Raw genomic sequence first — 23,881 nt, 5'->3', positions numbered from 1 at the left:
TGTGCTGCGCCTGTGCCGGGGTGCGGAAATCAGGCGAGGCGCCGCACCAGGCCTGCCAGCGCCTGTACCTCGTCGCTGGTGGACGACCACGATGCCACGAAGCGCACCACCATCTCGTCGGCCGCCAGGGCCGTGCCGGGCGGGACGCTGGTGTCATACCAGTCGGCGCAGCGCACGCCGTGGGAGACCAGTTGTGCATGCAGGGCACGCGGCAGAATGGCAAACACCTCGTTGGCCTCGGCGGGCCAGGCCAGGCGCGCCGCCTGGGTTGCCACCAGGGCATCGGCGAGGCTGCGCGCAGAGGCATTGGCCTGGCGTGCCAACTGCAGCCAGTGGTCGTCCTGCAGCCAGGCGCAGTATTGCGCACCGATCAACCGGCTTTTGGACACCAGTTGCCCCGCGCGTTTCTGGCGGATGCGGAAATGCTCGGCCAGCGCATCGTCAAAAAACACCACGGCTTCGGCCATCAGTGCACCATTCTTCGAGGCGCCCAGGCTGAGCACGTCCACCCCGGCCTTGCAGGTGATGTCTGCCGGGTGACAGCCCAGGGCGGCCACGGCATTGGCCAGGCGTGCACCGTCCATGTGCAGGCGCAGGCCCCTGGCATGGGCGCTGGCAGCCAGTGCGGCCACTTCGTGCGGCTGGTAGACCAGGCCGTTTTCCGAGACTTGCGAAATGCTGACCGCGCTGGGCAGCATGTTGTGCGGCGGACTGGCCGGGTAGCTGGCCAGAAAGCGGTCCAGATCGTCCGCCAGAACCTTGCCGCTGCCGGTGGCGAGCGGCAGGAGGCGGGCGCCACCGGTGAACCATTCGGGCGCGCTGTTCTCGTCCACCGCGATATGGGCCATGTCGTGGCACACCACCGCGTTCCAGGGCTGGGCGACGGTGGAGAGCGCCAGGCAGTTGGCGGCTGTGCCTGTGGCGACGAAAAAGGCTTTCAGCGGTGTGTCGAAAGCCTCGCACAGCATCTGCTCGGCGCGCGCACACCAATCATCGTTGCCATAGGCGGACTGGATGCCGCTGGCGGCCTGTACCAGGGTCTGGAGGATGGCCGGGGAGACGCCGGCCTGGTTGTCGCTGCCAAAATTCATTGTCATCGGGGTTTTGCTGGGGAAGGCTGTGATTTTGCCTGGGTAAACCCATTGCGTGGTGCACCTGCCTGACAGGCCTGCATTGCCAGATTTGCCTGACTGCAGCCAACGAGCCAGGTTGCGACTTGTTTTCGCGCTAGACTCATAGAACATATCAATGCTCTCATCGCGCCGCAACGCGAATGCGGCGCGGAGACAGGCAGGCACGTTATTTGCTGCACCAGGTTCATAAAGCACCATGTCCAACTTTTCCATCGCCAGCGCCCAGCTCAATTTCGTTGTGGGCGATATGCAGGGCAACGCCCGCAAGATCATTGACGCGGCCGCCGAGGCCGTGGCCCAGGGCGCGCAGCTGTTGCTGACCCCCGAGCTGGCCATTTGCGGCTATGCGGCCGAAGACCTGTTCCAACGTCCCTCGTTCCTGGCTGCCTGTGAAGTGGCGCTGCAGACGGTGGTGGATGCCTCCAGCCAGTGGCCGGAGCTGACCATCGTCGTGGGCCACCCCAAGGCCGCCCTGCATGCGCCGCATGGCCGCTGCTACAACGTCGCCAGCGTGGTGCGCGGCGGCCAGCTGCTGGCCAGCTACCGCAAGCAGCTGCTGCCCAATTACCGTGAGTTCGACGAGACGCGCTATTTTGTCGAAGGCGCGCAGACCTGCGTGTTCGACGTGGCGGGCACCCAGGTGGGTCTCCTGATCTGCGAAGACGCCTGGGCCAGCCAGCCCGCACGCGCTGCCCGGGCAGCAGGCGCGCAGGTACTGGCAGTCATCAACGCATCGCCTTTCCAGATGGACAAGGTGGGCCAGCGCGAGCAGGTGGTGGCCGAGCGTGTGCGCGAAACCGGTTTGCCGCTGGTGTACACGCACCTGGTTGGCGGGCAGGACGAACTGGTGTTTGACGGCCATTCGTTCGCGATGAATGCCGATGGCAGCGTGGCGGCACGCGCGCCGGGTTTTGACGAAAAACTGCTGCTCACCAACGTTGATACTTCGGGGCCTGCTATCAAATTGTCTGGAGAAATCGCTCCGCAGGGCGACACCAACCAGCAGTTGTGGCATGCACTGGTGCTGGCAGTACGCGATTACCTGGGCAAGAGCGGCTTCCCCGGTGCGGTGCTGGGCCTGTCCGGCGGCATCGATTCGGCGCTGGTGCTGGCCATTGCGGTGGATGCCATCGGCGCGGACAAGGTCCGCACGGTGATGATGCCTTCGCCCTACACCGCCGACATCAGCTGGATCGACGCGCGCGACATGGCCAAGCGGCTGGGGGTGCAGTACGAAGAGATTTCGATCGCACCGATGTTCGAGAGCTTCAAGGCCGCGCTGGCGCAGGATTTTGCGGGCCGCCCCGAGGACACGACCGAGGAGAACCTGCAGGCGCGCATTCGCGGCACCTTGCTGATGGCGCTGTCCAACAAGTTCGGCTCCATCGTTCTGACCACCGGCAACAAGAGCGAAATGGCCACCGGCTACTGCACCCTGTATGGCGACATGGCCGGCGGCTTTGCCGTGATCCGCGATGTGCTCAAGACGCGCGTGTTCGAGCTGGCACGCTGGCGCAATGCGAACGACCCCTTCGGCACCGGGCGCGAGCCGATTCCTGAGCGCATCATCACCCGCCCGCCCAGCGCCGAGCTGCGTCCCGATCAGAAGGACCAGGACAGTCTGCCGCCTTACGAGGTGCTCGATGCGATCATCGTACGCTACATGGAGCAGGACGCCGATATCGACAGCATCGTGGCCGCTGGCTATGCGCGCGCCGATGTAGAGCGCGTGGTGCGGCTCATCCGCGTCAACGAATACAAGCGCCGCCAGGCTGCCGTGGGGCCGCGCCTGTCGGCACGGGGCTTTGGCCGCGACTGGCGCTACCCGATCACGAACGGTTTTCGCGGTTGAATCTGCCCGCCCATGTGGGCGCGGAGTTCTTGACGCACAATAGCTGCAGTTGCCGTGTGGCCGTGACACGCGGTGTATGTTTGGCCGATCCGAGGAGTGACCTATGAAAATGATTACCGCCGTTATCAAACCCTTCAAGCTGGACGAGGTGCGCGAGGCCTTGGCCGATGTGGGCGTGACGGGTTTGACGGTCAGCGAAGTCAAGGGTTTTGGCCGCCAGAAAGGCCATACCGAGCTGTACCGTGGTGCGGAGTACGTGGTCGATTTTCTGCCCAAGGTCAAGATCGAAGTGGCCGTGAAGGACGAGGACGTGGACCGTTGTGTCGACGCCATCGTGAACGCTGCCCGCACCGGCAAGATTGGCGACGGCAAGATTTTTGTGACCGAAGTCGAGCGCGTGATCCGCATCCGCACCGGCGATCTGGACGAGGCTGCGGTCTGATGCGCACGCGCAGCTGATCCATTGGCTGCACCGTGAAAGTGAAAAGCGCCTTGCTTGCAAGGCGCTTTTTTTCTTGGCGGATGCTATGAAAAGAGAAGTGCTTGGCGCTTACTTCGTAAGCTCTTCAGATCAGTTTTTGTCTGAAAATGGCGCGCGCCGGGCGCCTGCAGCTATGGTTTGATGGTGATGTGGGAGCAGATCCACAGCACCTGCGCGTCCTCGTCGCCGCCGGAGATGCAGGCATGACCCATGGCGCTGTCAAAGTAGCAGGAGTCGCCGGTCGCCAGCTCGAGTGGCGCATAGCAGTCGGTATGGATCACCACCTTGCCGTGCAGCACATAGACCATCTCCTCCCCGTCGTGGCTCAGCAGTTGCGGGAACGCCGTGCGTTCGCGCGCCTTGATGGTGGTGAGCAGGGGAATGAAGCGCTTGTCCGCCAGATCGGCATGCAGCAATTCGTACGCATACTGTGGCGTGCGGTGCGCGAGGCCGTCGCCCGCGCGCGTCACGCTGCGGCGCGCCCGCAGCGCAGGCTGTTGCACGGGGCTGAACAGCTCGCCCACATCCACTTCCAGCCCCCGCGCCAGTGCCGCAATCTTTTCGTAGGTGGGCGATAGCTGGCCGTGCTCCACCTTTGATAGCGCCGAGGCCGAGATGCCGCAGCGCTGGCTGAGCTGCTGCAAGGTCAGCCCGGCATTGCGCCGCAGCAGGCGCAGCTTGTGGGCCAGCACATCGGTGGTGGCGTCGGCATTGGCGCTGCCGAGGGATGGGGCAGGGGTGGTGGTGGTGGAATGGGGCATGTCTCGTGTTCTTCTGGGCGCCAGCAAGTGTAGGGCCCGGCACACACCTGTGGAGCGCAAGCCCAGGTCATCTATCTTTCTGTTCACAGGGGTAAACCCTAGGAAAAAACCGGTGCCGCGCGGGAAAACCCATGAACAATTCTACATAAAATTTCCTATACGAAATTTATTCTTCTTTAGTGGATTTTTGACTCGACCGTACCCGCATGCAGATACTTGACCAGACCACCACCGTACAGCACCTGCCTTTTGGGCCCTTGATCGACAGCCTGGAGCAGATGTTTATCGACGGCTGCGAAGTGCCGCTGCGCCACAACCACAAGATTGCCGGCAGCACGACTGACGAAGATGGCATTGTGCTGCTGATGCCGGCATGGCAGAGCGGCAAGCGCATCGGCATCAAGACCGTCTCCATCTTCCCGGGCAACCAGGCCAAGGGCCTGCCGGGGCTGCATTCGGTGTTCATCCTGTACGACGCGACCACCGGCGTGCCGCTGGCGGTGCTGGATGGCGACACCATCACCTCGCGCCGCACGGTGGCCGCATCGGCATTGGCGGCGCGCTGGCTCAGCCGCCCCGATGCGCGCAGGCTGCTGGTGGTAGGTGCGGGCCGCGTCGCCAGCCTGCTGCCGGGTGCCTACCGCTGCGTGCGTGATATCACCCACGTGCAGGTGTGGGACATCCGCCCGGAGGCGGCGCAAGCCATGGTGGAGCGCCTGCGGGAGCAGGGAGTGGACGCCACTGTGGCGACCGACCTGGAGCAGGCGGCACGCGCGGCGGACATCATCAGCTGCGCCACCTTGTCCACGGCGCCCCTGATTCGCGGCGAGTGGCTGCAGCCGGGCACGCACCTGGATCTGATTGGCGGCTTCACGCCTGCCATGCGCGAGAGCGACGATGCCTGCTTTGCGCGCGGCACGGTGTTTGTCGACACCAGCGAAGCGCTGATGAAGTCGGGCGACATTCTGGAGCCCATCGCCAGCGGTGCCTGGGAGCAGGCCCGCCTGGCCGCCACCCTGGAAGACCTGTGCCGAGGCAAGCACGCGGGCCGCAGCAGCGCAGAAGAAATCACGGTCTACAAGGCCGTGGGCACGGCGCTCGAAGATGTGGCTGCGGCATCGCTCGCCTATGACGCGTTCATGGCAACTGCCTGATACCACCCACCATCGTTTCGTGACTTTCTGACGTCTTCTCGGCCCGTGCAGGCACTCTCCAAGGTGTTGCGCGGGCGGCTTTGGCTGTTTTCTACAACCTCATTCCCCTCTCTTTCTCTCTTTTCATGAGCCCAACCCCAACCATGCCCGCGGCGAGCGCGGCCACGAACAAGCGCGTACTGATGGCCAGCCTCATGGGCAGCTCCATCGAGTGGTTCGACTACTTCCTGTACGCCACCACGGCTGCACTGGTGTTCAGCAAGGTGTTTTTTCCCACCAGCGACCCGGTCGTCGGGCTGATGCTGTCGTACCTGACGTTTTCGCTGACCTTCTTCATCCGTCCGCTGGGCGGCTTCATCTTCTCGCACATCGGTGATCGCATCGGGCGCAAGAAGACCCTGGTGATCACCCTGTCGCTGATGGGTGGTGCCACGGTGCTCATCGGCCTGCTGCCCGGTTATGACCAGATTGGCATCTGGGCGCCCATCCTGCTGATCGTGCTGCGGCTGATCCAGGGCCTGGGCATCGGCGGAGAGTGGGGCGGTGCCTTGCTGCTGGCCTACGAATACGCGCCGCAAAACCGCAAGGGCCTGTTTGGCAGCGTGCCGCAGATGGGTGTGACCATCGGCATGCTGCTCGCAACCCTGGCCATCACGGTGATGAGCACCTTGCCGGATGAGCAGTTCCTCGCCTGGGGCTGGCGCGTGCCTTTCCTGCTGAGCGCGGTGCTGGTGTTCCTGGGGCTGTGGATCCGCAAGGGCATTGACGAGACGCCCGCCTTCAAGCAGGCCAAGGCCAGCGGCAATGTGGCCAAGATGCCGCTCGTGGAAACCTTGCGCTACCACTGGCGTGCCGTACTCGTGGCAGTGGCGATCAAGTTCGTCGAAACGGCGCCGTTCTACATCTTCTCGACCTTCATCGTCAGCTATGCCACCAGCAGCCTGGGCTTTGACCGCATCTCGGTGCTCAATGCCGTGACGCTGGCCACCCTGGTGACGACCCTGATGATCCCGGTCATGGGCCGCATCTCCGACACCGTGGGCCGCAAGCGTATGTTTGTGGCGGGCACGGTCATCATGGCGGTGTTCACCTTCCCGTACTTCATGCTGCTGGAGCAGCGTACCACCGCGACCCTGGTGATTGCCACCGTCATCGGCCTGGGCCTCGTGTGGGCGCCGATCACTGCTGTGCTGGGAACCCTGTTCTCGGAGATTTTCTCGACCCGCGTGCGCTACACCGGCATCACCCTGGGCTACCAGATTGGCGCAGCCCTGGCGGGCGGCACGGCTCCGCTGCTGGCCACCTGGCTGCTCAAGACTTATGACGGCTCGTGGGTGCCGGTGGCCTGGTACATCGTTGGCACGGCGGTGATTTCGCTGATCGGCATCGCCTTTGCCAAAACCGTGGCAGACAACGACTGACACTTTGATGTGCATCCGGGTGTGGCCCGGAAGCAAAACGGCGACTGCGGGTAAGAGCAGTCGCCGTTTTTTTTGGTTACTTGATTGCTATCGAAACAGAAGCGGTATGCGCATGCTGGTATTGGTATTCAGATAAAAAATAATCTGCGACTCAACGCTAGCTTGCGCTCTGTGCTCACATTCTTGATGGCCGTATGATCGGTACCGAAAACGGCCCGGCAGGCTGCGCGTTCAGATCACGTCGCGCAGGGCATCCCTCTGGTGCGACAGACCCGCTTCTTCCACCAGCCGGGCCAGCAGCGTGGTGTGGTCGCCGCTGCTTTGCACCAGGCCCATCTGCCACTCGTCCATGAAGCCCTGGCCCACGCACTGCTGCAGAAACTGCAGCATGCCGTCGTAGTAACCCTGGGTATTGAGGATGCCGATGGGCTTGTCGTGGTAGCCCAGCTGGCGCCAGGTCCAGATCTCGTACAGCTCTTCAAACGTGCCGATGCCGCCAGGGATGGCGACAAAGGCGTTGCTGCGCTCTGCCATCATGGCCTTGCGCTCGTGCATGGTGGTCACCACGTGCAATTCGTCGCACAGTTCGTTGGCCAGTTCGCGATCGACCAGCGCCTTGGGAATGACGCCCACCACCCGGCCGCCCGCCTCGCGGGTGGCGCGCGCCACCATGCCCATCAGCCCGGATTTGCCCCCGCCATAGACCAGCTGGCCTCCATGGCGGCCAATCCAGGTGCCCACGGCATCTGCCGTGGCAGCAAAGGCCTCATCCTTGCCTGGGCGCGAGCCGCAGTACACACACATCGAAAAAGCAGGGGAAGTCATCGTCATTTCAACCATCTTTCATACAGCGCCGCCAGCCATACGGCGGCGCACAATACCAGGGCCAGAAACACGGCAGCACTGCCCATGTCCTTGGCCTTTTTGGACAGCAGGTGCCATTCGGGGCCAAAGCGGTCAATGGCCGCTTCAATGGCGCTGTTGAGCAGTTCGGTGATCAGCACCAGAAACACGGGCAGGGTCAGCAGCGCCCATTCGCGCCAATCCCGTGCCAGCCAGCAGGCGGCAGGCAGCAGCACCAGGGTCAGCAAGGCTTCCATGCGGAAGGCCTTTTCCCCCCAGCCAGCGCGCAGGCCCTGCAGGGAATAACCGGCTGCATGCTTCAACCGGCTGAAGCCGCTTCGCGCCTTATGGGGATTGATCTGCAGAAAGGCCTCTGAGGCCGGGTCCTGGTGCGCTTGCGGAGCCTGTTGCGTCGGAGCGGATTCTTGCCGGGGGCGTGGTGCAAGCGGTTCGGTCATGGAGCGGGCCAATGGTGAGCAGGGGTGAAATCTGGGTGCGGGCTATCTGCGTGTGGCCCAGGCGAAGGGGGCAGCACAAGCCGTCACTATAACCATATTGCACTGCAGCAGGCCGGGGAGGCGATGCAGGAATGGGCTCACAGTATGCCTGTATTTGCTATTAAAAAAATAGCCTGTGGCGCATGACAGCCTTGCGGTGGACATGGGTTTCTGTCCAGGCGCGCTAATCCTGCCCGCTCAGGCCTTGTTGCGCGGCGCGGGGGGCTCGCTGCTGATCAGGCGTGTACCAGCCAGTGCGTCGTGCCAGAACTGTTTTTGCGGGTGCAGGCGGCTGGCCAGGGCCCAGACGGCGATCCAGCCTGTCAGCAGCACCAGAACCTCTGTCACCGGAAGGTGGAACGGTAGGGTAGCCACCAGTGGTGGCAGAAACCACAGCCAGCTGCAGGCATAGCGCACGAGCGCACGGCGTTGGCTCAGCGGCTGGCCCATGGCATCCACGACACGGATGTGCCAGGTCTTCATCGCCAGAGTCTGGCCTTTGTACCAAAACCACACAAAGTAGATGCCAAAGATGATGAAAAGGAACAACTGCAGCCCATGGCGGTTGTCCAACGCGTTGCGGGTCTGGCTCAGGGTGCTGTAGAGATAGCCCGAGATGAAGACCACGCCGAACATCAGCATGCCTTCATACAGCCAGCATGCCATGCGCCTTCGGAGGGTGGGTGCCTGCAAAAGGGGGGCTGCGGCAGGCTGATCGGGGGCAGTGGTGGCGTGTGAGGAAGGCATGGTGCCAGTCTCAGGCAGGCGGATGCACCGGGCCATCGCCCAGGCGCGACTGTGGCTCGCCAGCGGGGGCAATCGGGGCCGGGCGGCTGTCCAGGGGCGGCAGAGGCGATGAGGTGACTGGCGAAGGCACCTGCACCGGCGCGGTCTCCGCCGCAGGGGCTGCCGCCGGGGGAGGCGTGATGCTGGTGGGGCTGACGCCGCCTGGGCCAGGCACGTTGTTGGGGTTTGCAGAAGGGCCTTGCAGCGGGCCGACTTCTACAGGGGTCACCACACCGCGCGACTGCACGCGAATCTCGGGCGGCGGCAGAATCTTGGGCGGGTTGGCGCGGTTGGGGTTGACCGCCGCAGCCGGCACCTTGACCAGGCGCCCGCTGGTCTTGCTGTTGGGGCGCAGGGCCAGGGCAACGCCTCCGGGGCGCAGGGCACCGCCCTGGGCCAGTCGCTTGCGTTCGCGGGCGCTCAGGGCCTGGTAATCCTCCCAGAGCTGGCGCTTTTCCTCGGCAGACAGATTGCTGGTGTTGGAATAGTTCAGGCGCGCCTGGCTCTGGTCCACCAGGCTGAACTTGGCCCATTCCTTCATATGTTCGCCGATGCGGTACTGCTCGTCGGGCGAGAAGTCGTCAAAACTGTCGGCAATCAGGAGCCAGCGGCGCTTTTGTTGCTCAGTCAGCCAGGACCATTGCTCCTGCAGGGGTGCCAGGGTGGTCTGCTGGTCGGTATCAAGGCTGTCCCAGTTGGGGCCTTCGTTACGTGGTGTAACGGTGCGGGTGTTGCCGCCGGCGCTTACCAGATCGCTGGGCGCGCTACCGTATACATTGCGGGCCTGGGTGCTGGCGTAGATACCAGTTACAGCAAAAGCAGCCAGCAAAATGCTGGCTGCGAGAGTGGAGAGGGACGAGGTGGGCGCCTTGGCGGCCACCTCGTCAAAGTCGTGATCGTGTCTCAATGCTTGTCGGTGGGCTGCTTTTGTTGGGCAGCGATCTTCAGATACTGGGTAAAACCAGGATCAGTATAGGCGGTTGGCGGCAATTCGTCAGCCAACAGGGTGGCGTCGTACTCGGCCATTTCGGTGGCACCTTCGTCCGCCTGCACGCCATTGAAGAACGTCAGGCCAGCTACCATGGCGCTCAGGGGAACCGCAGACACCACCGCTCGCCACCAGTTGCGTTTGCCGGAAGGGGCTGCCGCAGCGGTAGATTCCTGTTCGGGGTGACGGGCAATGGCCGGAGTGGCTACTACCTTGCGACGCGCCAGTGCCTGTTCACGCGCAGCGCGCAGGCGCTCGGTGATGTCATAGTCCAGATCGGCCTCGGCTTCGCTCAGCCGGGCGGTGACGCGGCGGGCGAAGATTTCGGCGTGGGCAACTTGTTGGGCGGTGTTTGGGCGGTTCATAGCACGATTCCTTTGGCCTTGAGCACTTTGCTCAAGGTTTGGATGGCTCGGAAGCAATGGGTTTTCACGCTGCCTTCCGAGCAACCCATGGCCGCTGCAGTCTCTGCAATGTCCATCTCTTCCCAATAACGCATCAAAAACGCTTCGCGTTGACGCGCGGGCAACTCTTGTATCTCTTTTTCTATCAATGCAAGTGTTTGTTTGCGGTTGGTGTGGTCTTCGGCGCTCTGTTCGGACTCGCCCTGCTGGGCGTTGTAGGTCTCCAGGAGGTCGAAATCGCCGCCTTCGTCGTCAGGGCCTTCAAAGGCGCTCATATTGGTAAAGAGCGCGTTGCGGGTCTTCTGGCGGCGAAACCAGTCCAGCGTACTGTTGGACAGGATACGCTGGAACAGCATGGGCAGCTCGGTAATGGGTTTGTCGCCGTAATGTTCAGCCAGCTTCATCATGCTGTCCTGCACGATGTCGAGGGCCGCTTCTTCGTCGCGCACATGAAAAAGCGAGCGCTTGAAAGCTCGCTTTTCAACGCTTTTCAGAAAATCGGACAGTTCTCGTTCTGTTGCCAAATCGTACCCAACACCATGGTTATTCGCGCAATCAGGTGGTTCATACCTGGGTAAACCCTGTCGTGTGGCAAAAAACACCGCGCTAAACGGAAGATTATCGCATCGTATGCAATTTTTTTCTGCGCTTTGTCGCAAACCAATGTTGCAGTGCGATAATGTTTTTAAGTCACATCAAGGCAAAAGGGTCACGGTCCGGCGTCGCAAGCATCTCGCCCATGTCCGTTGGCCTCAAGTTCCAAGCAGGCTCCACAAGAGCTGGGCAAGGGGCACCAGAGGTTTTTCGTTAGAGAAATTCGCAAAGGTTGATCATGGAAATGTCCAAGGCCGAACAAAACTCGGCACAAGCGGCCAATCAGTCCGCACAAAAAGCACAAGATCTCATGGGCGCCGAAGTGCTGGTCAAGGCACTGCAGGCAGAAGGCGTTCAGCAGCTGTGGGGATACCCAGGCGGCGCCGTTCTGTACATCTACGACGCGCTCTACAAACAAGACACCATCAACCACGTATTGGTTCGCCACGAGCAGGCTGCCGTGCACGCCGCTGACGGCTATGCACGGGCCACGGGCGAAGTGGGGGTGGCGCTGGTCACATCCGGCCCTGGCCTGACCAACGCGGTGACCGGCATTGCCACCGCCTATACCGACAGCATTCCCATCGTGGTGATCTCGGGGCAGACCTCGACCACGGCCATCGGCTCCGATGCGTTCCAGGAATGCGACACCGTCGGTATCACCCGTCCCATCGTCAAGCACAACTTCCTCGTGAAGGATGTGCGCGATCTGGCGATGACGATGAAGAAGGCCTTCCACATCGCCCGTACCGGCCGTCCAGGCCCGGTGGTGGTCGATATTCCCAAGGATGTGTCCTTCAAGAAGGTGGCGTACAGCGGCTATCCACAGACCGTGGAAATGCGCTCGTACAACCCGGTCAAGAAGGGCCACAGCGGCCAGATTCGCAAGGCGCTGCAGTTGCTGCTGGCTGCCAAGCGCCCCTATATCTATACCGGCGGCGGCGTGCTGCTGAGCGGTGCCGAGCAGGAGTTGCGCACGCTCGTCGACTTGCTGGGCTACCCGGTCACCCACACCCTGTTGGGGCTGGGCGCCTATCCGGCCAGCGACAAGAAATACCTGGGCATGCTGGGCATGCACGGCACGATCGAAGCCAACAACACCATGCAGAACTGCGATGTGCTGCTGGCCGTGGGTGCGCGCTTTGATGATCGCGTGATTGGCAATCCCAAGCACTTCATGTCGGTGGCCGACCGCAAGATCATCCATATCGACATCGATCCATCGTCCATTTCCAAGCGCGTCAAGGTTGATGTGCCAATTGTGGGCGACTGCAAGGAAGTGCTGACCGAGCTGATCGCCATGGTCCGCGAAGCCCAGACCAAGCCCGATGCCGCCGCGCTGGAAGCCTGGTGGAAGACGATTGAAGGCTGGCGCAGCCGCGACTGCCTGCGCTACGACCGCGACAACAAGGAAGTGATCAAGCCGCAGTATGTGGTCGAAACCCTGTGGAACATGACCCGGGACGCGGACTGCTACATCACCTCCGATGTGGGCCAGCACCAGATGTGGGCTGCGCAGTACTACCGTTTTGAGGAGTCGCGCCGCTGGATCAACTCGGGCGGGCTGGGCACCATGGGTGTGGGCATTCCCTATGCGATGGGCATCAAGCTGGCCAAGCCCGATGCCGAGGTGTTCTGCATCACCGGCGAAGGCTCGGTGCAGATGAACATCCAGGAGCTGGCCACCTGCCGCCAGTACGAGACGCCGATCATCATCTGCGCGCTCAACAACCGTTTCCTGGGCATGGTGCGCCAGTGGCAGGAGATCGAATACTCCGGTCGCTACAGCCACAGTTACATGGATTCGCTGCCCGACTTCGTGAAGCTGGCCGAGGCCTTTGGTCACGCCGGCATCCTGGTCGAAAAGCCCGAGGACGTGGAGCCCGCCCTGCGCGAAGCACGCCGCATTGCGCGTGAAGAGCGCAAGAGCGTGTTCATCGATTTCCGCACGGACCCGACGGAAAACGTCTTCCCCATGGTGCAGGCCGGTAAGGGCATTACCGAAATGCTGCTGGGCGCTGAAGATCTATAGGAAATTGGCATATTGGCGCGTACCCATAGTGCGTCGTCTGCTCATTTTTTCATAGCAAATCCCTTATTGACGAATCTATTGACTGCCGAGCCCTGCACTTACCGGTGCAGGGGGAGGGCAGCGAAAAGAGGAATCTCATCCCATGAAACACATCATTGCGGTTCTCCTGGAGAACGAACCAGGCGCCTTGTCGCGCGTGGTGGGCCTGTTCTCGGCCCGTGGCTACAACATCGAGTCGCTCACCGTGGCGCCGACCGAAGATGCATCGCTCTCGCGCATGACAATCACCACGGCGGGCTCGGACGACGTGATCGAGCAGATCACCAAGCACCTCAACCGCCTGATCGAGGTGGTGAAGGTGGTTGACCTGACCGAGGGCGCCTACACCGAGCGCGAGCTCATGATGGTGAAGGTGCGCGCTGTGGGCAAGGAGCGCGAGGAGATGAAGCGCATGGCGGATATCTTCCGCGGCCGCATCATCGACGTGACCGAGAAGAGCTACACCATCGAGATGACCGGCGATCAATCGAAGAACGATGCGTTCCTCAGCGCGATTGACCGCTCGGCCATTCTCGAAACCGTCCGCACCGGTGCCAGCGGCATCGGTCGTGGCGAACGCATCTTGCGCGTGTAATGCGCTGGTGGCACCGGCTGCGGCGCCATTCCCGCCAGATTGCGGGCATGGGGTTGTTGCTGGTGGGGCTTGTGCTGGTGGTGGCATGGGTGCAGACGGATGACCCGGATTGCAGCTTGTACCAAGACCTTTTCACGCAACAACGTTTGTGTGATGGCGCCGCTGGCGAGCCCGACGAAAACGCTTCGCAGCGTACCAACCCCTGGCTAGTACTCATAGTAGGATTGGGCGCTTTTGTAGCGGGAGCTTATTTGCTGGCTTCAGGAAACACCGCAAGGCCCCCTGACGATGCAGATTCTTGACAAGTGTTTGTTTGAATTTCTGATTTTTTGACTGATACCAACGGAGCGAACCATGAAAGTTTTTTACGACAAGGATTGTGATCTGTCCCTCATCAAGGGCAAGACTGTCGCCATCATCGGCTACGGCTCGCAAGGCCACGCCCACGCACAGAACCTGAACGACAGCGGCGTGAAGGTCATCGTCGGCCTGCGCAAGGGCGGCGCTTCGTGGCCCAAGGCCGAAAAGGCCGGCCTGACCGTGATGGAAGTCAATGATGCGGTCAAGGCTGCTGACGTGGTCATGATCCTGCTGCCTGACGAAGACATCGCCAAGGTCTACACCGAAAACGTCAAGGACAACATCAAGCAAGGCGCTTCGCTGGTGTTCGCCCACGGCTTCAACGTGCACTACAACCAGGTCGTGCCCCGCGCGGATCTGGACGTGTGGATGGTCGCTCCCAAGGCCCCTGGCCACACTGTGCGCAACACCTACACCCAGGGCGGCGGCGTGCCCCACCTGATCGCTGTGCACCAGGACAAGTCCGGCAAGGCCCGTGACCTGGCACTGTCGTACGCCATGGCCAACGGTGGCGGCAAGGCCGGCATCATCGAAACCGACTTCAAGGAAGAAACCGAGACCGACCTGTTCGGCGAGCAGGCCGTGCTGTGCGGCGGCGCGGTTGAACTGGTGAAGATGGGCTTCGAAACCCTGGTGGAAGCCGGCTACGCGCCTGAAATGGCCTACTTCGAGTGCCTGCACGAGCTCAAGCTGATCGTGGACCTGATCTACGAAGGTGGTATCGCCAACATGAACTACTCGGTGTCCAACAACGCCGAGTATGGCGAATACGTGACCGGCCCTGAAGTGATCAACGAAGAATCGCGCAAGGCCATGCGCAATGCCTTGAAGCGCATTCAGGACGGCGAATACGCCAAGATGTTCATCTCGGAAGGCCGCCTGGGCTACCCCAGCATGACCGCCCGCCGCCGCAACACCGCCGATCACCAGATCGAAAAGGTGGGTGGCCAGCTGCGTGCGATGATGCCCTGGATCGCCAAGAACAAGCTGGTGGATCAGACCCGTAACTGATCGGTGTATGGCTTCGGCCGCGCAGGCGGCTGCAGCCAGTGCTCCCAAAGGACTGCTTCGGCAGTCCTTTTTTGTTGCGGGGCCGGGTGGGCGCGAAAGCGCTCTCTGGCGGCAGGTCTCTTGCCTGCGCATACGCTGGCGCGGTGTTTTTCTGGGCCGGAAGCCATACCGGTAAAGGTACACTGTGGGCCTTGCTTTACAAGGCGCTGGCCTTGTTGAGAACTATAAAAGTAATAGCTGATTGCGCTGTTGTAGCAAGCGCTGGAGTTCAATTGAATGCTGGATAACAACGAAACCAAGCCCAGGCAGGGCGCAGAAGGCCCGGCCGCTGCGCAACGCAGGTGGCGCAAAGGCATTTATGTGCTGCCCAACTCCTTCACCCTGGCGGCGCTGTTTGGCGGGTTCTACGCCATTGTGATGGCCATGAACGGCCGCTTTGAAGCCGCTGCCGTGGGCGTGTTCTGCGCCATGGTGCTCGACAGCCTCGACGGCCGCGTGGCCCGCATGACGCACACCCAGAGCGCCTTTGGCGAGCAGATGGATTCGCTCTCGGACATGGTGTCCTTTGGCGCGGCGCCAGCGCTCATCGCCTACGAATGGGCACTGCGCCCGCTGGGCCGCTGGGGCTGGATTGCGGCATTCGTCTACTGCTCGTGCGCTGCGCTGCGCCTGGCGCGCTTCAACGTCAATACGGGCGTGGTGGACAAGCGTTACTTCCAGGGCATGCCTTCGCCAGCGGCGGCGGCCCTGGTGGCGGGCTTCATCTGGCTGACCAGCGCGCTGTTGGTGTCGCACCGCGATGTGCCGATCTTTGGCGAGGTGATTGCCTTGTTCGGCGGCCACCCGGCGAGCCGTGAAGACCTGTCGTGGATCATGTTCGCCATCACCCTGTTTGCGGGGCTGACAATGGTGACGAACATCCCGTACTACAGCTTCAAGGACGCGGGCATGGCGAAAAGCGTGCCGTTCATCTCGCTCGTGGTGGTGGTGCTGGTGCTGGCGCTGGTGAGTATTGAGCCGGCAACCATGCTGTTCCTCATCTTCGTGGCCTACTCCGTCTCGGGCTACATCATCTATGCATGGCGCCGCGCCAAGGGCCAGCAGGTCTCGATTGTGGCCACCTCAACCGACGAGCCCGACGAGCGTGGCCTGCACCACGATTGAAGAATCTGTTGCACAGGCCGAAAAACCTGTGTTAGAGTAGCCCACATGCAAAACCTGTCCCTAGCTCTACTACTAATGTCCAACGGGCAGGTAGAGTAGCGCGCACAGTTTTCACCCTACATCCATCGGCCCGTTTGCACCAGCAACGGGCCGATTCTGTTTTTGCAGGTTGCTGGTTTCCACCCCCCGAACTTTTTGTTTCGATGAGAAAGACCAGACAACCATGTTGAAGAACCCCGCCAGCAAGTACCGCGCCTTTCCAACCATTCAGTTGCAGGATCGCACCTGGCCCGATGCCCAGATCACCCAGGCGCCCATCTGGCTGTCCACCGATCTGCGCGACGGCAACCAGGCCCTGATCGAGCCCATGGATCTGGCGCGCAAGCTGCGGATGTTCGACATGCTGGTCAAGATCGGCTTCAAGGAGATCGAAGTCGGCTTTCCCGCCTCGTCGCAGATCGAATTCGATTTCGTGCGCCAGTTGATCGAGGAAAAACGGATTCCCGCCGATGTGACGATCCAGGTCATGACTCCGGCCCGCCCCGAGCTCATCACCCGCACCGTCGAAGCCCTGCAAGGCGCTCCGCGCGCCATCGTTCACATCTACAACGCGGTGGCTCCGGTGTGGCGCAAGGTGGTATTTGGCATGAGCGTGCCCGAGGTGATGGAGCTCGTGCAATCGCAGGTGGCCCACCTGAAGGCCTTGGCCGACGCCCGGCCCGGCACCGAGTGGATCTTGCAGTACTCGCCCGAGACTTTCTCGCTGGCAGAGCTGGATGTGTCGCTGCAGGCCTGCGAAACCGCGATCGCCGCCTGGGGGGCGGGCCGCGAGATCATTTTGAACCTGCCCACCACGGTGGAAAACACCACCCCCAATGTGTTTGCAGACCAGATTGAGTGGATGGTGCGCCACTTCAAGGGTCGCCCGGAAGTCGTAGTGTCCGTGCACCCGCACAACGACCGTGGCACCGGCACCGCCAGCGCCGAGATGGCGCTGCTGGCGGGCGCCCACCGTGTGGAAGGGTGCCTGTTCGGCAATGGCGAACGCACCGGCAACCTCGACATCGTCAACGTGGCGCTCAACATGTATGTGCAGGGCGTGTCGCCCGGGCTCGATTTCTCGGACATCGACGCGATCCGTGCCGAGGTCGAACACTGCAACCAGTTGCCAGTGCCAGCCCGCCATCCCTATGCAGGTGATCTGGTCTACACCTCGTTCTCCGGCTCGCACCAGGACGCCATCAAGAAAGCCTTTGCAGCGCGCAACGAAGGCGATGTGTGGGAGATGCCGTACCTGCCAATTGACCCCAAGGACCTGGGGCGCAGCTACGAGGCGGTGATCCGCGTCAACAGCCAATCGGGCAAGGGCGGTATCTCGTATCTGCTCGAAGAGGAATACGGCCTCACCATGCCGCGCCGCCTGCAGATCGAGTTCAGCCAGGTGGTGCAGCGCGCCATGGATGTGGCGGGCACTGAATTCACGGCGCCGGACCTGTGGCAGATCTTCGAGCGCGAATACCAGCTCGACGCCAACTATGCCGTCGCCCAGTGCCGCGTGGAGCCTGCAGGCAGCAACGATGGCGAGGTTCGGGTGTCTGGCAGGGTGCAGGTCGCAGGCCACTCCATTGCGGTGCAAGGACAAGGCAATGGCCCCATCGACGCCTTTGTCCACGCCATCAGCAGCGCTACCGGCGTGCCGGTGCGGGTGCTGGATTACAGCGAGCATGCTATGCATTCCGTAGCTGATGGCGCTTTCGGAGTGGGCGCAGGAGGCCAAAATGGCGCCAACGCCAAGGCTGCAGCCTACGTGGAGCTGCGGGTGAATGAGAGCCAGACCCTGTACGGCGCAGGCATGGACAGCAACATCACCCAGGCGGCCTTCCGCGCCGTGATGAGCGCGCTGGCGCGCAGCGGCGCTGTCACCCGTGTGAATACGCCAGCGGGCGACACGGTTGCCGCGTAAGCAAATGCAGGCAAAGCACGTACACTGTCAGGTTGAGCCCGGCTGCGGGCGTGCTGCGCATTGAATAACAGAGGTGGCGCCACAAGCGCTGCCTGCAAACCCATGCCATGGAGAACACGATGAGCGATCAACTGATTATTTTTGACACCACCTTGCGTGACGGCGAACAGTCGCCAGGCGCGTCGATGACCAAGGACGAGAAGCTGCGTATTGCCCGCCAGCTCGAGCGCCTGAAGGTGGATGTGATCGAGGCGGGCTTTGCAGCCAGCTCCAATGGTGATTTCGATTGCGTGCAGAGCATTGCGTCGATCATCAAGGATTCCACCGTGTGCTCGCTGGCCCGCGCCAACGATCGTGACATCGCCCGCGCTGCAGAGGCGCTCAAGCCCGCCAACCGCGCGCGTATCCACACCTTCATTGCAACCAGCCCGCTGCACATGGAGAAAAAGCTGCGCATGTCGCCCGACGAGGTGTTCGAGCAGGCCAAGATGTCGGTGCGCTTTGCCCGCAATCTGGTGGGCGATATCGAATTCAGCCCGGAAGACGGTTACCGCAGCGACCCGGATTTTCTCTGCCGCGTGATTGAGGCTGTGATTGCCGAAGGCGCCACCACCATCAATGTGCCTGACACCGTGGGCTATGCCATTCCCGAGCTGTACGGCAACTTCATCAAGAACCTGCGCGAGCGCATTCCCAACAGCGACAAGGCCGTCTGGTCGGTGCATTGCCACAATGACCTGGGCATGGCCGTGGCCAACTCGCTCGCCGGTGTCAAGATTGGCGGCGCGCGCCAGGTGGAATGCACCATCAATGGCCTGGGCGAGCGCGCGGGCAATTGCTCGCTTGAAGAAGTGGTGATGGCCGTCAAGACGCGCAGGGACTACTTTGGCCTGGATGTCAATATCGACACGCAACATATTGTTGCTGCCAGCAAGATGGTCAGCCAGACTACCGGCTTCGTCGTGCAGCCCAACAAGGCCGTGGTGGGCGCCAATGCGTTTGCCCACGCTTCCGGTATTCACCAGGATGGCGTTCTGAAGGCACGCGACACCTACGAAATCATGCGTGCGGAAGACGTGGGCTGGAGCGCCAACAAGATCGTGCTGGGCAAGCTGTCGGGCCGCAATGCCTTCAAGCAGCGCCTGCAGGAGTTGGGCGTGGTGATGGAGAGCGAGAGCGACATCAATGCTGCCTTTGCCCGCTTCAAGGACTTGGCTGACCGCAAGAGTGAAATCTTCGACGAGGACATCCTCGCGCTGGTCAACACCGAAGGTGCACAGGGCAACTCCGAAGCCTTCCGCTTCGTCTCGTTGGCGCAGGCAAGCGAGACCGGTGAGCAGCCCAAGGCGACCGTGGTGCTGATGGCCCATGGCAAGGAAGTCAAGGGTGAATCCACGGGCAACGGCCCGGTGGATGCCTCGATGAAGGCCATCGAGTCGCAGGCCAAGAGCGGCGCCGAAATGGTGCTCTATGCGGTCAACGCCATCAGTGGTTCCACCGAGAGTCAGGGCGAGGTGACCGTGCGCTTGCAGCAGGGCGGCCGTATCGTCAATGGCGTGGGCGCCGACCCCGATATCGTGGTCGCGTCAGCGAAAGCTTACATCGCTGCGCTCAATAAGTTACAAAATCCTACAGAGAAGGTAGCTGCACAAGGATGAGGCTTCGGAATATAATTTCACTTAAATAATTGAAGAGTCGCGTAAGTTAATGAAATTGCGCGACTTTTTAAATTTCGAGTTTCATCCTCAGCTATCGTTTTTGTAGGGAGCAGAATAATGGCGCCATCCAACCGCAGTGTTTTGCGTCGTTTTTCACACATTTTTGCAATCTGTGCGTTGGCAATTGGCATCGGCATGCCACATGCCTATGCCGCTACCAAAAAGAAGGCCGTCCGAGCCAAGGCCCATGTCGAAGCCAAGGCCGGCAAGAAGCAGGCTGCTGCTGTCCAAAAGGGTGAGCGCAATGGCCGCGCGCACAAGGAGGCCGTTGCCTCCAAGGGCGCTTCCAAAAAGGTAGCAGACAAGTCGACGGGCAAGGGTGCCAAGGGCAAGACGGTAGTAGCCAAGGCTGGCAAGGCCGAGAAGGCAGACAAGGGTGGCAGGCGCCATGCGCGCGCTGCAGCGGCAGCCGCGGCGGCACTGGTGGCGGTGGAAGCTGCTCCAGCTCGCCAGTCCTTCGGCCAGATGGCCGGACTGCACGATGTCATGGACCCATTGGCGCTCAAGTCCAGCGTAGCGCTGGTGCTGGACCAGGACACGCATGAAGTGCTGCTGTCCAAGAACGACCATGCGGTGCTGCCGATTGCATCGCTCACCAAGTTGATGACGGGTCTGATCATTTCTCAGGCCAATTTGCCGATGGATGAAGAGATCACCATCACGCAGGACGATGTGGATACCGAAAAGCACAGCAGCTCGCGCCTGCGCGTCGGCACCACCTTGATGCGCGGCGAGTTGCTGCATCTGGCGCTGATGTCCAGCGAAAACCGCGCTGCCCATGCACTGGGCCGCACGTTCCCTGGCGGCATGCCAACGTTCGTGGGCCAGATGAACATGAAGGCCAAGATGCTGGGCATGGCCGATACCCGCTATGTGGAGCCTACCGGGCTGTCCAGTTCCAACCAGTCCAGCGCGCATGATCTGGCGACCCTGGTGAATGTGGCGCACTCCGATCCCTTGCTGCGCGAGCTGACCACCTCGCCCTCGTACCAGGTAGAAGTGGGTGCGCGCACCGTGCAGTTCAACAATACCAACCGCCTGGTTCATAACCCGGATTGGAACATCGGCCTGCAAAAGACGGGCTACATCTCGGAAGCGGGCCGCTGCCTGGTGCTGCAGGCCCAGGTGTCCGGCCGCAAGCTGATCATGGTGTTCCTGGATTCGGCAGGCCGCTTCAGCCGGCTGGCGGATGCCGAGCGCGTGCGCCACTGGGTGGAAGGCTCGGGCGGGCGACTGCTGGCCAAGCACTGATTGCTGCGGGCTGCCCATGGGTTGACTCTACGCCGGCAATCCGCTGCCCAAAAAAAAAACCTGCCACTGGCAGGTTTTTTTTATGGAGAGGACGAGAGAGGTGGAGCCGGAGATTCAGGGGGTCCCCGCCGATTTGCGCTCTTCGAAGCCCAGCGCGGCAGAGATTTCGGTGGCAGTGGACTGCAGCTTGCTCGTCCAGTTGTCGTCCAGCCGGTCTGCAGGAGCTGAGACCGACAGGCCGGCAACCAGGCGGCCCTGGTCGTCGTAAATGCCTGCGGCCATGCAGCGCACGCCCAGTTCCAGCTCCTCGTTGTCTCGCGCGAGGCCATATTGACGGGTTTTGGAGAGCTCGCGCTCCAGCACGGCCAGATTGGTGATGCTGTTCTTGGTATTGCCAGCCAGGCCCGTGCGCATGGCGTAGGCGCGAACGCGCTCGGGCTCTTCTGCTGCGAGAAAGAGCTTGCCGGTGGAGGTGAGGTGCAGCGGTGCATGGCCGCCAATGGCGCGCACCACCTGCATGCCCGAACGCTCGGAAAAGCTGCGCTCCACATACACGATCTCGTCGCCCTGGCGCATGCTCAGGTTGATGGCCTGCTGCGTGGCCAGATGCAGGCGGCGCATCGGCAGCAGGGCCACTTCGCGCACGTTGATGCGGGCTTTCACAAGGTTGCCCAACTCCAAGAGGCGCATGCCCAGGCGGTAGCTGCCCGATTCGGGCCGGTCCACAAAGCGGCCGATGGTCAGGTCATTGAGGATGCGGTGTGTGGTGGATGGGTGCAGGCCGGTGATTTCGCTCAGCTCTTTCAGCGACACTGCCTCCTCGCGCGAGGCGAGTACATCCAGCAGTGTGAACATGCGCTCTAGCACTTGCACGCTGGGTTTGGCGGCGGTGTCGTGTTGTGGTTTGGTCATGCGTCGGATGGCGGTGTAAGGGCAAAGGCAAAAATAGAATGCGGCGCCTGATGGACAGGCGCATCAAGCTGCAGAATGTATAGCAAAACGGGCAGGTTGCCAGCGCTGGTCCACATAGACCTCATAGGGCTGGTAGTCGGCCTTGTATTGCATCTTGCGGCTTTCCTCGATCCAGTAGCCCAGGTAGAGATAGGGCAGGCCCATGGTGCGGCACTGTGCGATCTGCCACAGCACGTTGTAGGTGCCGTAGCTGGTGTGGGGTTCGGGTTCGTAGAAGGTATAGACGGCGGAGAGCCCGTCGTTGAGGATGTCGATGATCGACACCATCTTGAGCGCGCCGGGCTGCTGGGGTTCGGCCCCGGGCGCGCGAAACTCCACCAGGCGGCTGTTGACGCGGCTTTGCAGCATGAACTGCGAGTACTGCTCGACACTGTCCTCGTCCATGCCGCCGCCCGTGTGGCGTGCAGCCTGGTAGCGCAGGTACAGCTCGTAGTGTTCGCGCAGAAAGCCCAGGGGGAGTACGCGAACTTCAAGACTCTGGTGCTGTTTGAGGGCGCGGCGCTGGTGGCGCTTGGGCTTGAAATCAAGCGCCGCTACGCGCAGCGGCACGCAGGCCTGGCAGCCGTCGCAGTAGGGGCGGTAGGTGAACAGGCCGCTGCGGCGAAAGCCCTGCTGGATCAGCTCCGAGTACACATCGTTCTGAATCGCATGGCTGGGCGTGGCCACCTGCGAGCGCGCCATGCGCTCGCTCAGGTAGCTGCATGGGTAGGGTGCCGTTGCATAGAACTGCAGGGAATGCAACGGAAGTTCGTTGAGCCTACTCATCCGTATGTGCCGTATGTGGAAATGTCGTTTCAGATAGTGGGATTATGTCAGCCCAATCGCTTGCTGCAAACTCCCAGTGCATTGCAGGCTGCTGCGTCTGCTCTGCGACGTGGGTCACGAATTGCGCGCGGGGGATTTCGGCTGCTCCCATGAAGGCCAGATGGCCGGTGTTCTGCTGGCAATCGATCATTGTCACACCTTCGCGCCGGCACAGCGCCACCAGCGCGGCAAGGGCAATCTTGGAGCCATTGCTGATGGTGGTGAACATGGATTCGCCAAATACGGCGCGGCCCATGGCCACGCAGTACAGCCCTGCCACCAGCTCTCCATGCATCCACACCTCAACGCTGTGCGCAAAGCCGTCGCGGTGGAGCTGGGTGTAGGCGGCCTGGATATCGTCCACGATCCAGGTGCCGTCCTGCCCGTCGCGGCTGATCTGGCTGCAGGCGCGAATCACTGCCGGGAAATCGCTGTCTATGCGCAGCGCAAAACCTGGCGTTGCCACGGCCTTGCGGATGGCCTGCCTGAGCGAGCGGTGCAGGCGGAAGTGCGCGGGCTGCAGCACCATGCGCGGATCGGTGGACCACCAGAGGATCGGGGAATCTCCGCTGAACCAGGGAAAGATGCCATGCCGGTAGGCGCGCTGCAGGTGGCGGCTGTCGAGCCTGCCGCCGGCGGCGAGCAGGCCGGGATGGGGGGTGTTGGCTCCCCAGGCTTGCTCCACCGGGGGGAAGGGGTCGTCTGGCTCCAGCCAGGGCAGTGGCGGCAGGGGGCGCGGCACGTTGGCAGTCTCTCGATGAAAAAAATCTCACTGCATTGTGCGGGAAATGGGCTCCGGCTACAGCCCTGGATTGGCTTTGAATGGCGCAGCCCACAAAGAAAAAACCCATATGCCATGGCATATGGGTTCTGATCTGGCTCCTCAACCTGGGCTCGAACCAGGGACCTACGGATTAACAGTCCGGCGCTCTACCAACTGAGCTATTGAGGAATATCGGTGCAAATTTTTGGCGGCAGCCTTGTGCAATTGCAAGGTGCCCTGTCTTGGCTCCTCAACCTGGGCTCGAACCAGGGACCTACGGATTAACAGTCCGGCG

22 protein-coding genes and 1 tRNA gene are annotated in these 23,881 nt (G+C 61.8%); 11 read left to right on the top strand and 12 right to left on the bottom strand.

The window, feature by feature from the left end:
• Positions 1-29 precede the first annotated feature (29 nt).
• Positions 30-1,097: a threonine aldolase family protein gene (locus ACH2DG_RS10620; protein WP_395026010.1), complete on the bottom strand. Its 1,068-nt coding sequence runs from the start codon at positions 1,095-1,097 to the stop codon at positions 30-32.
• 232 nt (positions 1,098-1,329) lie between these two features.
• Between ACH2DG_RS10620 and ACH2DG_RS10615 the strand changes: the two genes are divergently transcribed.
• Together ACH2DG_RS10615 and glnK are read left to right on the top strand one after the other, a co-directional pair.
• Positions 1,330-2,985, top strand: a complete 1,656-nt coding sequence (locus tag ACH2DG_RS10615; RefSeq protein ID WP_395026008.1) for an NAD+ synthase — start codon at positions 1,330-1,332, stop codon at positions 2,983-2,985.
• A gap of 103 nt (positions 2,986-3,088) precedes the next feature.
• A complete protein-coding gene (gene glnK, locus ACH2DG_RS10610) occupies positions 3,089-3,427 on the top strand; it encodes a P-II family nitrogen regulator (protein ID WP_184707805.1) in 339 nt (112 codons plus the stop codon).
• A 170-nt stretch (positions 3,428-3,597) separates the two neighbouring features.
• Here the strand turns inward: glnK and ACH2DG_RS10605 are convergent, their stop codons facing one another.
• A complete protein-coding gene (locus ACH2DG_RS10605) occupies positions 3,598-4,227 on the bottom strand; it encodes a helix-turn-helix domain-containing protein (RefSeq protein WP_395026006.1) in 630 nt (209 codons plus the stop codon).
• Between the two features lie 206 nt (positions 4,228-4,433).
• Here ACH2DG_RS10605 and ACH2DG_RS10600 point away from each other — a divergent pair, with 206 nt between their 5' ends.
• Together ACH2DG_RS10600 and ACH2DG_RS10595 are read left to right on the top strand one after the other, a co-directional pair.
• A complete protein-coding gene (locus ACH2DG_RS10600; protein ID WP_395026004.1) occupies positions 4,434-5,381 on the top strand; it encodes an ornithine cyclodeaminase family protein in 948 nt (315 codons plus the stop codon).
• A gap of 125 nt (positions 5,382-5,506) precedes the next feature.
• Positions 5,507-6,802, top strand: coding sequence for an MFS transporter (locus ACH2DG_RS10595; protein WP_395026003.1), 1,296 nt, complete (start codon positions 5,507-5,509; stop codon positions 6,800-6,802).
• A 231-nt stretch (positions 6,803-7,033) separates the two neighbouring features.
• On the opposite strand, the gene ACH2DG_RS10590 is transcribed toward ACH2DG_RS10595, so the two are convergent.
• From ACH2DG_RS10590 to ACH2DG_RS10565, 6 genes are all read right to left on the bottom strand, one after another.
• On the bottom strand, positions 7,034-7,627 hold the full coding sequence (locus tag ACH2DG_RS10590; RefSeq protein ID WP_395026164.1) for a TIGR00730 family Rossman fold protein: 594 nt from the start codon (positions 7,625-7,627) through the stop codon (positions 7,034-7,036).
• Positions 7,628-7,629: 2 nt separating this feature from the next.
• Positions 7,630-8,103: a diacylglycerol kinase gene (locus tag ACH2DG_RS10585; RefSeq protein ID WP_395026001.1), complete on the bottom strand. Its 474-nt coding sequence runs from the start codon at positions 8,101-8,103 to the stop codon at positions 7,630-7,632.
• A gap of 237 nt (positions 8,104-8,340) precedes the next feature.
• Complete coding sequence (locus ACH2DG_RS10580; protein ID WP_395025999.1) at positions 8,341-8,889, bottom strand: RDD family protein; 549 nt, start codon at positions 8,887-8,889, stop codon at positions 8,341-8,343.
• Between the two features lie 10 nt (positions 8,890-8,899).
• Positions 8,900-9,835 carry a DUF3106 domain-containing protein gene (locus tag ACH2DG_RS10575; RefSeq protein ID WP_395025997.1) on the bottom strand — a complete coding sequence of 312 codons (936 nt, stop codon included), beginning with the start codon at positions 9,833-9,835 and terminating at the stop codon, positions 8,900-8,902.
• Complete coding sequence (locus ACH2DG_RS10570; protein ID WP_395025995.1) at positions 9,832-10,281, bottom strand: DUF3619 family protein; 450 nt, start codon at positions 10,279-10,281, stop codon at positions 9,832-9,834. The genes ACH2DG_RS10575 and ACH2DG_RS10570 overlap by 4 nt, the downstream gene beginning before the upstream one ends.
• Positions 10,278-10,844, bottom strand: a complete 567-nt coding sequence (locus tag ACH2DG_RS10565; protein ID WP_224149524.1) for an RNA polymerase sigma factor — start codon at positions 10,842-10,844, stop codon at positions 10,278-10,280. The genes ACH2DG_RS10570 and ACH2DG_RS10565 overlap by 4 nt, the downstream gene beginning before the upstream one ends.
• 308 nt (positions 10,845-11,152) lie before the next feature.
• On the opposite strand from ACH2DG_RS10565, the gene ACH2DG_RS10560 reads away from it, so the two are divergent.
• The 7 genes from ACH2DG_RS10560 to ACH2DG_RS10530 all read left to right on the top strand — a co-directional run bounded on the left by ACH2DG_RS10560 (position 11,153) and on the right by ACH2DG_RS10530 (position 21,047).
• Complete coding sequence (locus ACH2DG_RS10560; RefSeq protein ID WP_184707819.1) at positions 11,153-12,946, top strand: acetolactate synthase 3 catalytic subunit; 1,794 nt, start codon at positions 11,153-11,155, stop codon at positions 12,944-12,946.
• Between the two features lie 142 nt (positions 12,947-13,088).
• Positions 13,089-13,580, top strand: coding sequence for an acetolactate synthase small subunit (gene ilvN, locus ACH2DG_RS10555; protein ID WP_184707821.1), 492 nt, complete (start codon positions 13,089-13,091; stop codon positions 13,578-13,580).
• A gap of 354 nt (positions 13,581-13,934) precedes the next feature.
• Positions 13,935-14,951 carry a ketol-acid reductoisomerase gene (gene ilvC / locus ACH2DG_RS10550; RefSeq protein ID WP_224149522.1) on the top strand — a complete coding sequence of 339 codons (1,017 nt, stop codon included), beginning with the start codon at positions 13,935-13,937 and terminating at the stop codon, positions 14,949-14,951.
• A gap of 276 nt (positions 14,952-15,227) precedes the next feature.
• Positions 15,228-16,115: a CDP-diacylglycerol--serine O-phosphatidyltransferase gene (pssA, locus tag ACH2DG_RS10545; RefSeq protein WP_224149521.1), complete on the top strand. Its 888-nt coding sequence runs from the start codon at positions 15,228-15,230 to the stop codon at positions 16,113-16,115.
• A 223-nt stretch (positions 16,116-16,338) separates the two neighbouring features.
• Positions 16,339-18,078 (top strand): 2-isopropylmalate synthase, encoded by a 1,740-nt coding sequence (gene leuA / locus ACH2DG_RS10540; RefSeq protein ID WP_395025992.1) that lies wholly within the window; start codon positions 16,339-16,341, stop codon positions 18,076-18,078.
• Between the two features lie 119 nt (positions 18,079-18,197).
• Positions 18,198-19,736 carry a 2-isopropylmalate synthase gene (locus ACH2DG_RS10535; RefSeq protein WP_395025991.1) on the top strand — a complete coding sequence of 513 codons (1,539 nt, stop codon included), beginning with the start codon at positions 18,198-18,200 and terminating at the stop codon, positions 19,734-19,736.
• 195 nt (positions 19,737-19,931) lie between these two features.
• Positions 19,932-21,047 carry a serine hydrolase gene (locus ACH2DG_RS10530; protein ID WP_395025989.1) on the top strand — a complete coding sequence of 372 codons (1,116 nt, stop codon included), beginning with the start codon at positions 19,932-19,934 and terminating at the stop codon, positions 21,045-21,047.
• A 114-nt stretch (positions 21,048-21,161) separates the two neighbouring features.
• Here the strand turns inward: ACH2DG_RS10530 and ACH2DG_RS10525 are convergent, their stop codons facing one another.
• The 4 genes from ACH2DG_RS10525 to ACH2DG_RS10510 form a co-directional block, all read right to left on the bottom strand.
• Positions 21,162-21,959 carry an IclR family transcriptional regulator gene (locus ACH2DG_RS10525; RefSeq protein WP_395025987.1) on the bottom strand — a complete coding sequence of 266 codons (798 nt, stop codon included), beginning with the start codon at positions 21,957-21,959 and terminating at the stop codon, positions 21,162-21,164.
• Positions 21,960-22,022: 63 nt separating this feature from the next.
• A complete protein-coding gene (locus ACH2DG_RS10520; protein ID WP_395025985.1) occupies positions 22,023-22,784 on the bottom strand; it encodes an arginyltransferase in 762 nt (253 codons plus the stop codon).
• A complete protein-coding gene (gene aat / locus ACH2DG_RS10515) occupies positions 22,777-23,565 on the bottom strand; it encodes a leucyl/phenylalanyl-tRNA--protein transferase (RefSeq protein ID WP_395025984.1) in 789 nt (262 codons plus the stop codon). The genes ACH2DG_RS10520 and aat overlap by 8 nt, the downstream gene beginning before the upstream one ends.
• Positions 23,566-23,699: 134 nt before the next feature.
• A tRNA-Asn gene (locus tag ACH2DG_RS10510) sits at positions 23,700-23,775 on the bottom strand.
• Positions 23,776-23,881 lie beyond the last annotated feature (106 nt).

It is taken from the genome of Comamonas odontotermitis (assembly GCF_040396735.1).
Lineage (GTDB): Bacteria > Pseudomonadota > Gammaproteobacteria > Burkholderiales > Burkholderiaceae_C > Comamonas > Comamonas odontotermitis_C.
The sequence above is the reverse complement of the archived record's forward strand: the minus strand, read 5'-3'. Positions and strand labels throughout refer to the sequence as shown.

Bases quoted from the DNA above. Each gene is read 5' to 3' on its own strand.
- ACH2DG_RS10620 (WP_395026010.1), bottom strand. From the start codon at position 1,097: ATGACAATGAATTTTGGCAGCGACAACCAGGCCGGCGTCTCCCCGGCC.
- ACH2DG_RS10615 (WP_395026008.1), top strand. From the start codon at position 1,330: ATGTCCAACTTTTCCATCGCCAGCGCCCAGCTCAATTTCGTTGTGGGC.
- glnK (WP_184707805.1), top strand. From the start codon at position 3,089: ATGAAAATGATTACCGCCGTTATCAAACCCTTCAAGCTGGACGAGGTG.
- ACH2DG_RS10605 (WP_395026006.1), bottom strand. From the start codon at position 4,227: ATGCCCCATTCCACCACCACCACCCCTGCCCCATCCCTCGGCAGCGCC.
- ACH2DG_RS10600 (WP_395026004.1), top strand. From the start codon at position 4,434: ATGCAGATACTTGACCAGACCACCACCGTACAGCACCTGCCTTTTGGG.
- ACH2DG_RS10595 (WP_395026003.1), top strand. From the start codon at position 5,507: ATGAGCCCAACCCCAACCATGCCCGCGGCGAGCGCGGCCACGAACAAG.
- ACH2DG_RS10590 (WP_395026164.1), bottom strand. From the start codon at position 7,627: ATGACTTCCCCTGCTTTTTCGATGTGTGTGTACTGCGGCTCGCGCCCA.
- ACH2DG_RS10585 (WP_395026001.1), bottom strand. From the start codon at position 8,103: ATGACCGAACCGCTTGCACCACGCCCCCGGCAAGAATCCGCTCCGACG.
- ACH2DG_RS10580 (WP_395025999.1), bottom strand. From the start codon at position 8,889: ATGCCTTCCTCACACGCCACCACTGCCCCCGATCAGCCTGCCGCAGCC.
- ACH2DG_RS10570 (WP_395025995.1), bottom strand. From the start codon at position 10,281: ATGAACCGCCCAAACACCGCCCAACAAGTTGCCCACGCCGAAATCTTC.
- ACH2DG_RS10560 (WP_184707819.1), top strand. From the start codon at position 11,153: ATGGAAATGTCCAAGGCCGAACAAAACTCGGCACAAGCGGCCAATCAG.
- ilvN (WP_184707821.1), top strand. From the start codon at position 13,089: ATGAAACACATCATTGCGGTTCTCCTGGAGAACGAACCAGGCGCCTTG.
- ilvC (WP_224149522.1), top strand. From the start codon at position 13,935: ATGAAAGTTTTTTACGACAAGGATTGTGATCTGTCCCTCATCAAGGGC.
- pssA (WP_224149521.1), top strand. From the start codon at position 15,228: ATGCTGGATAACAACGAAACCAAGCCCAGGCAGGGCGCAGAAGGCCCG.
- leuA (WP_395025992.1), top strand. From the start codon at position 16,339: ATGTTGAAGAACCCCGCCAGCAAGTACCGCGCCTTTCCAACCATTCAG.
- ACH2DG_RS10535 (WP_395025991.1), top strand. From the start codon at position 18,198: ATGAGCGATCAACTGATTATTTTTGACACCACCTTGCGTGACGGCGAA.
- ACH2DG_RS10530 (WP_395025989.1), top strand. From the start codon at position 19,932: ATGCCACATGCCTATGCCGCTACCAAAAAGAAGGCCGTCCGAGCCAAG.
- ACH2DG_RS10525 (WP_395025987.1), bottom strand. From the start codon at position 21,959: ATGACCAAACCACAACACGACACCGCCGCCAAACCCAGCGTGCAAGTG.
- ACH2DG_RS10520 (WP_395025985.1), bottom strand. From the start codon at position 22,784: ATGAGTAGGCTCAACGAACTTCCGTTGCATTCCCTGCAGTTCTATGCA.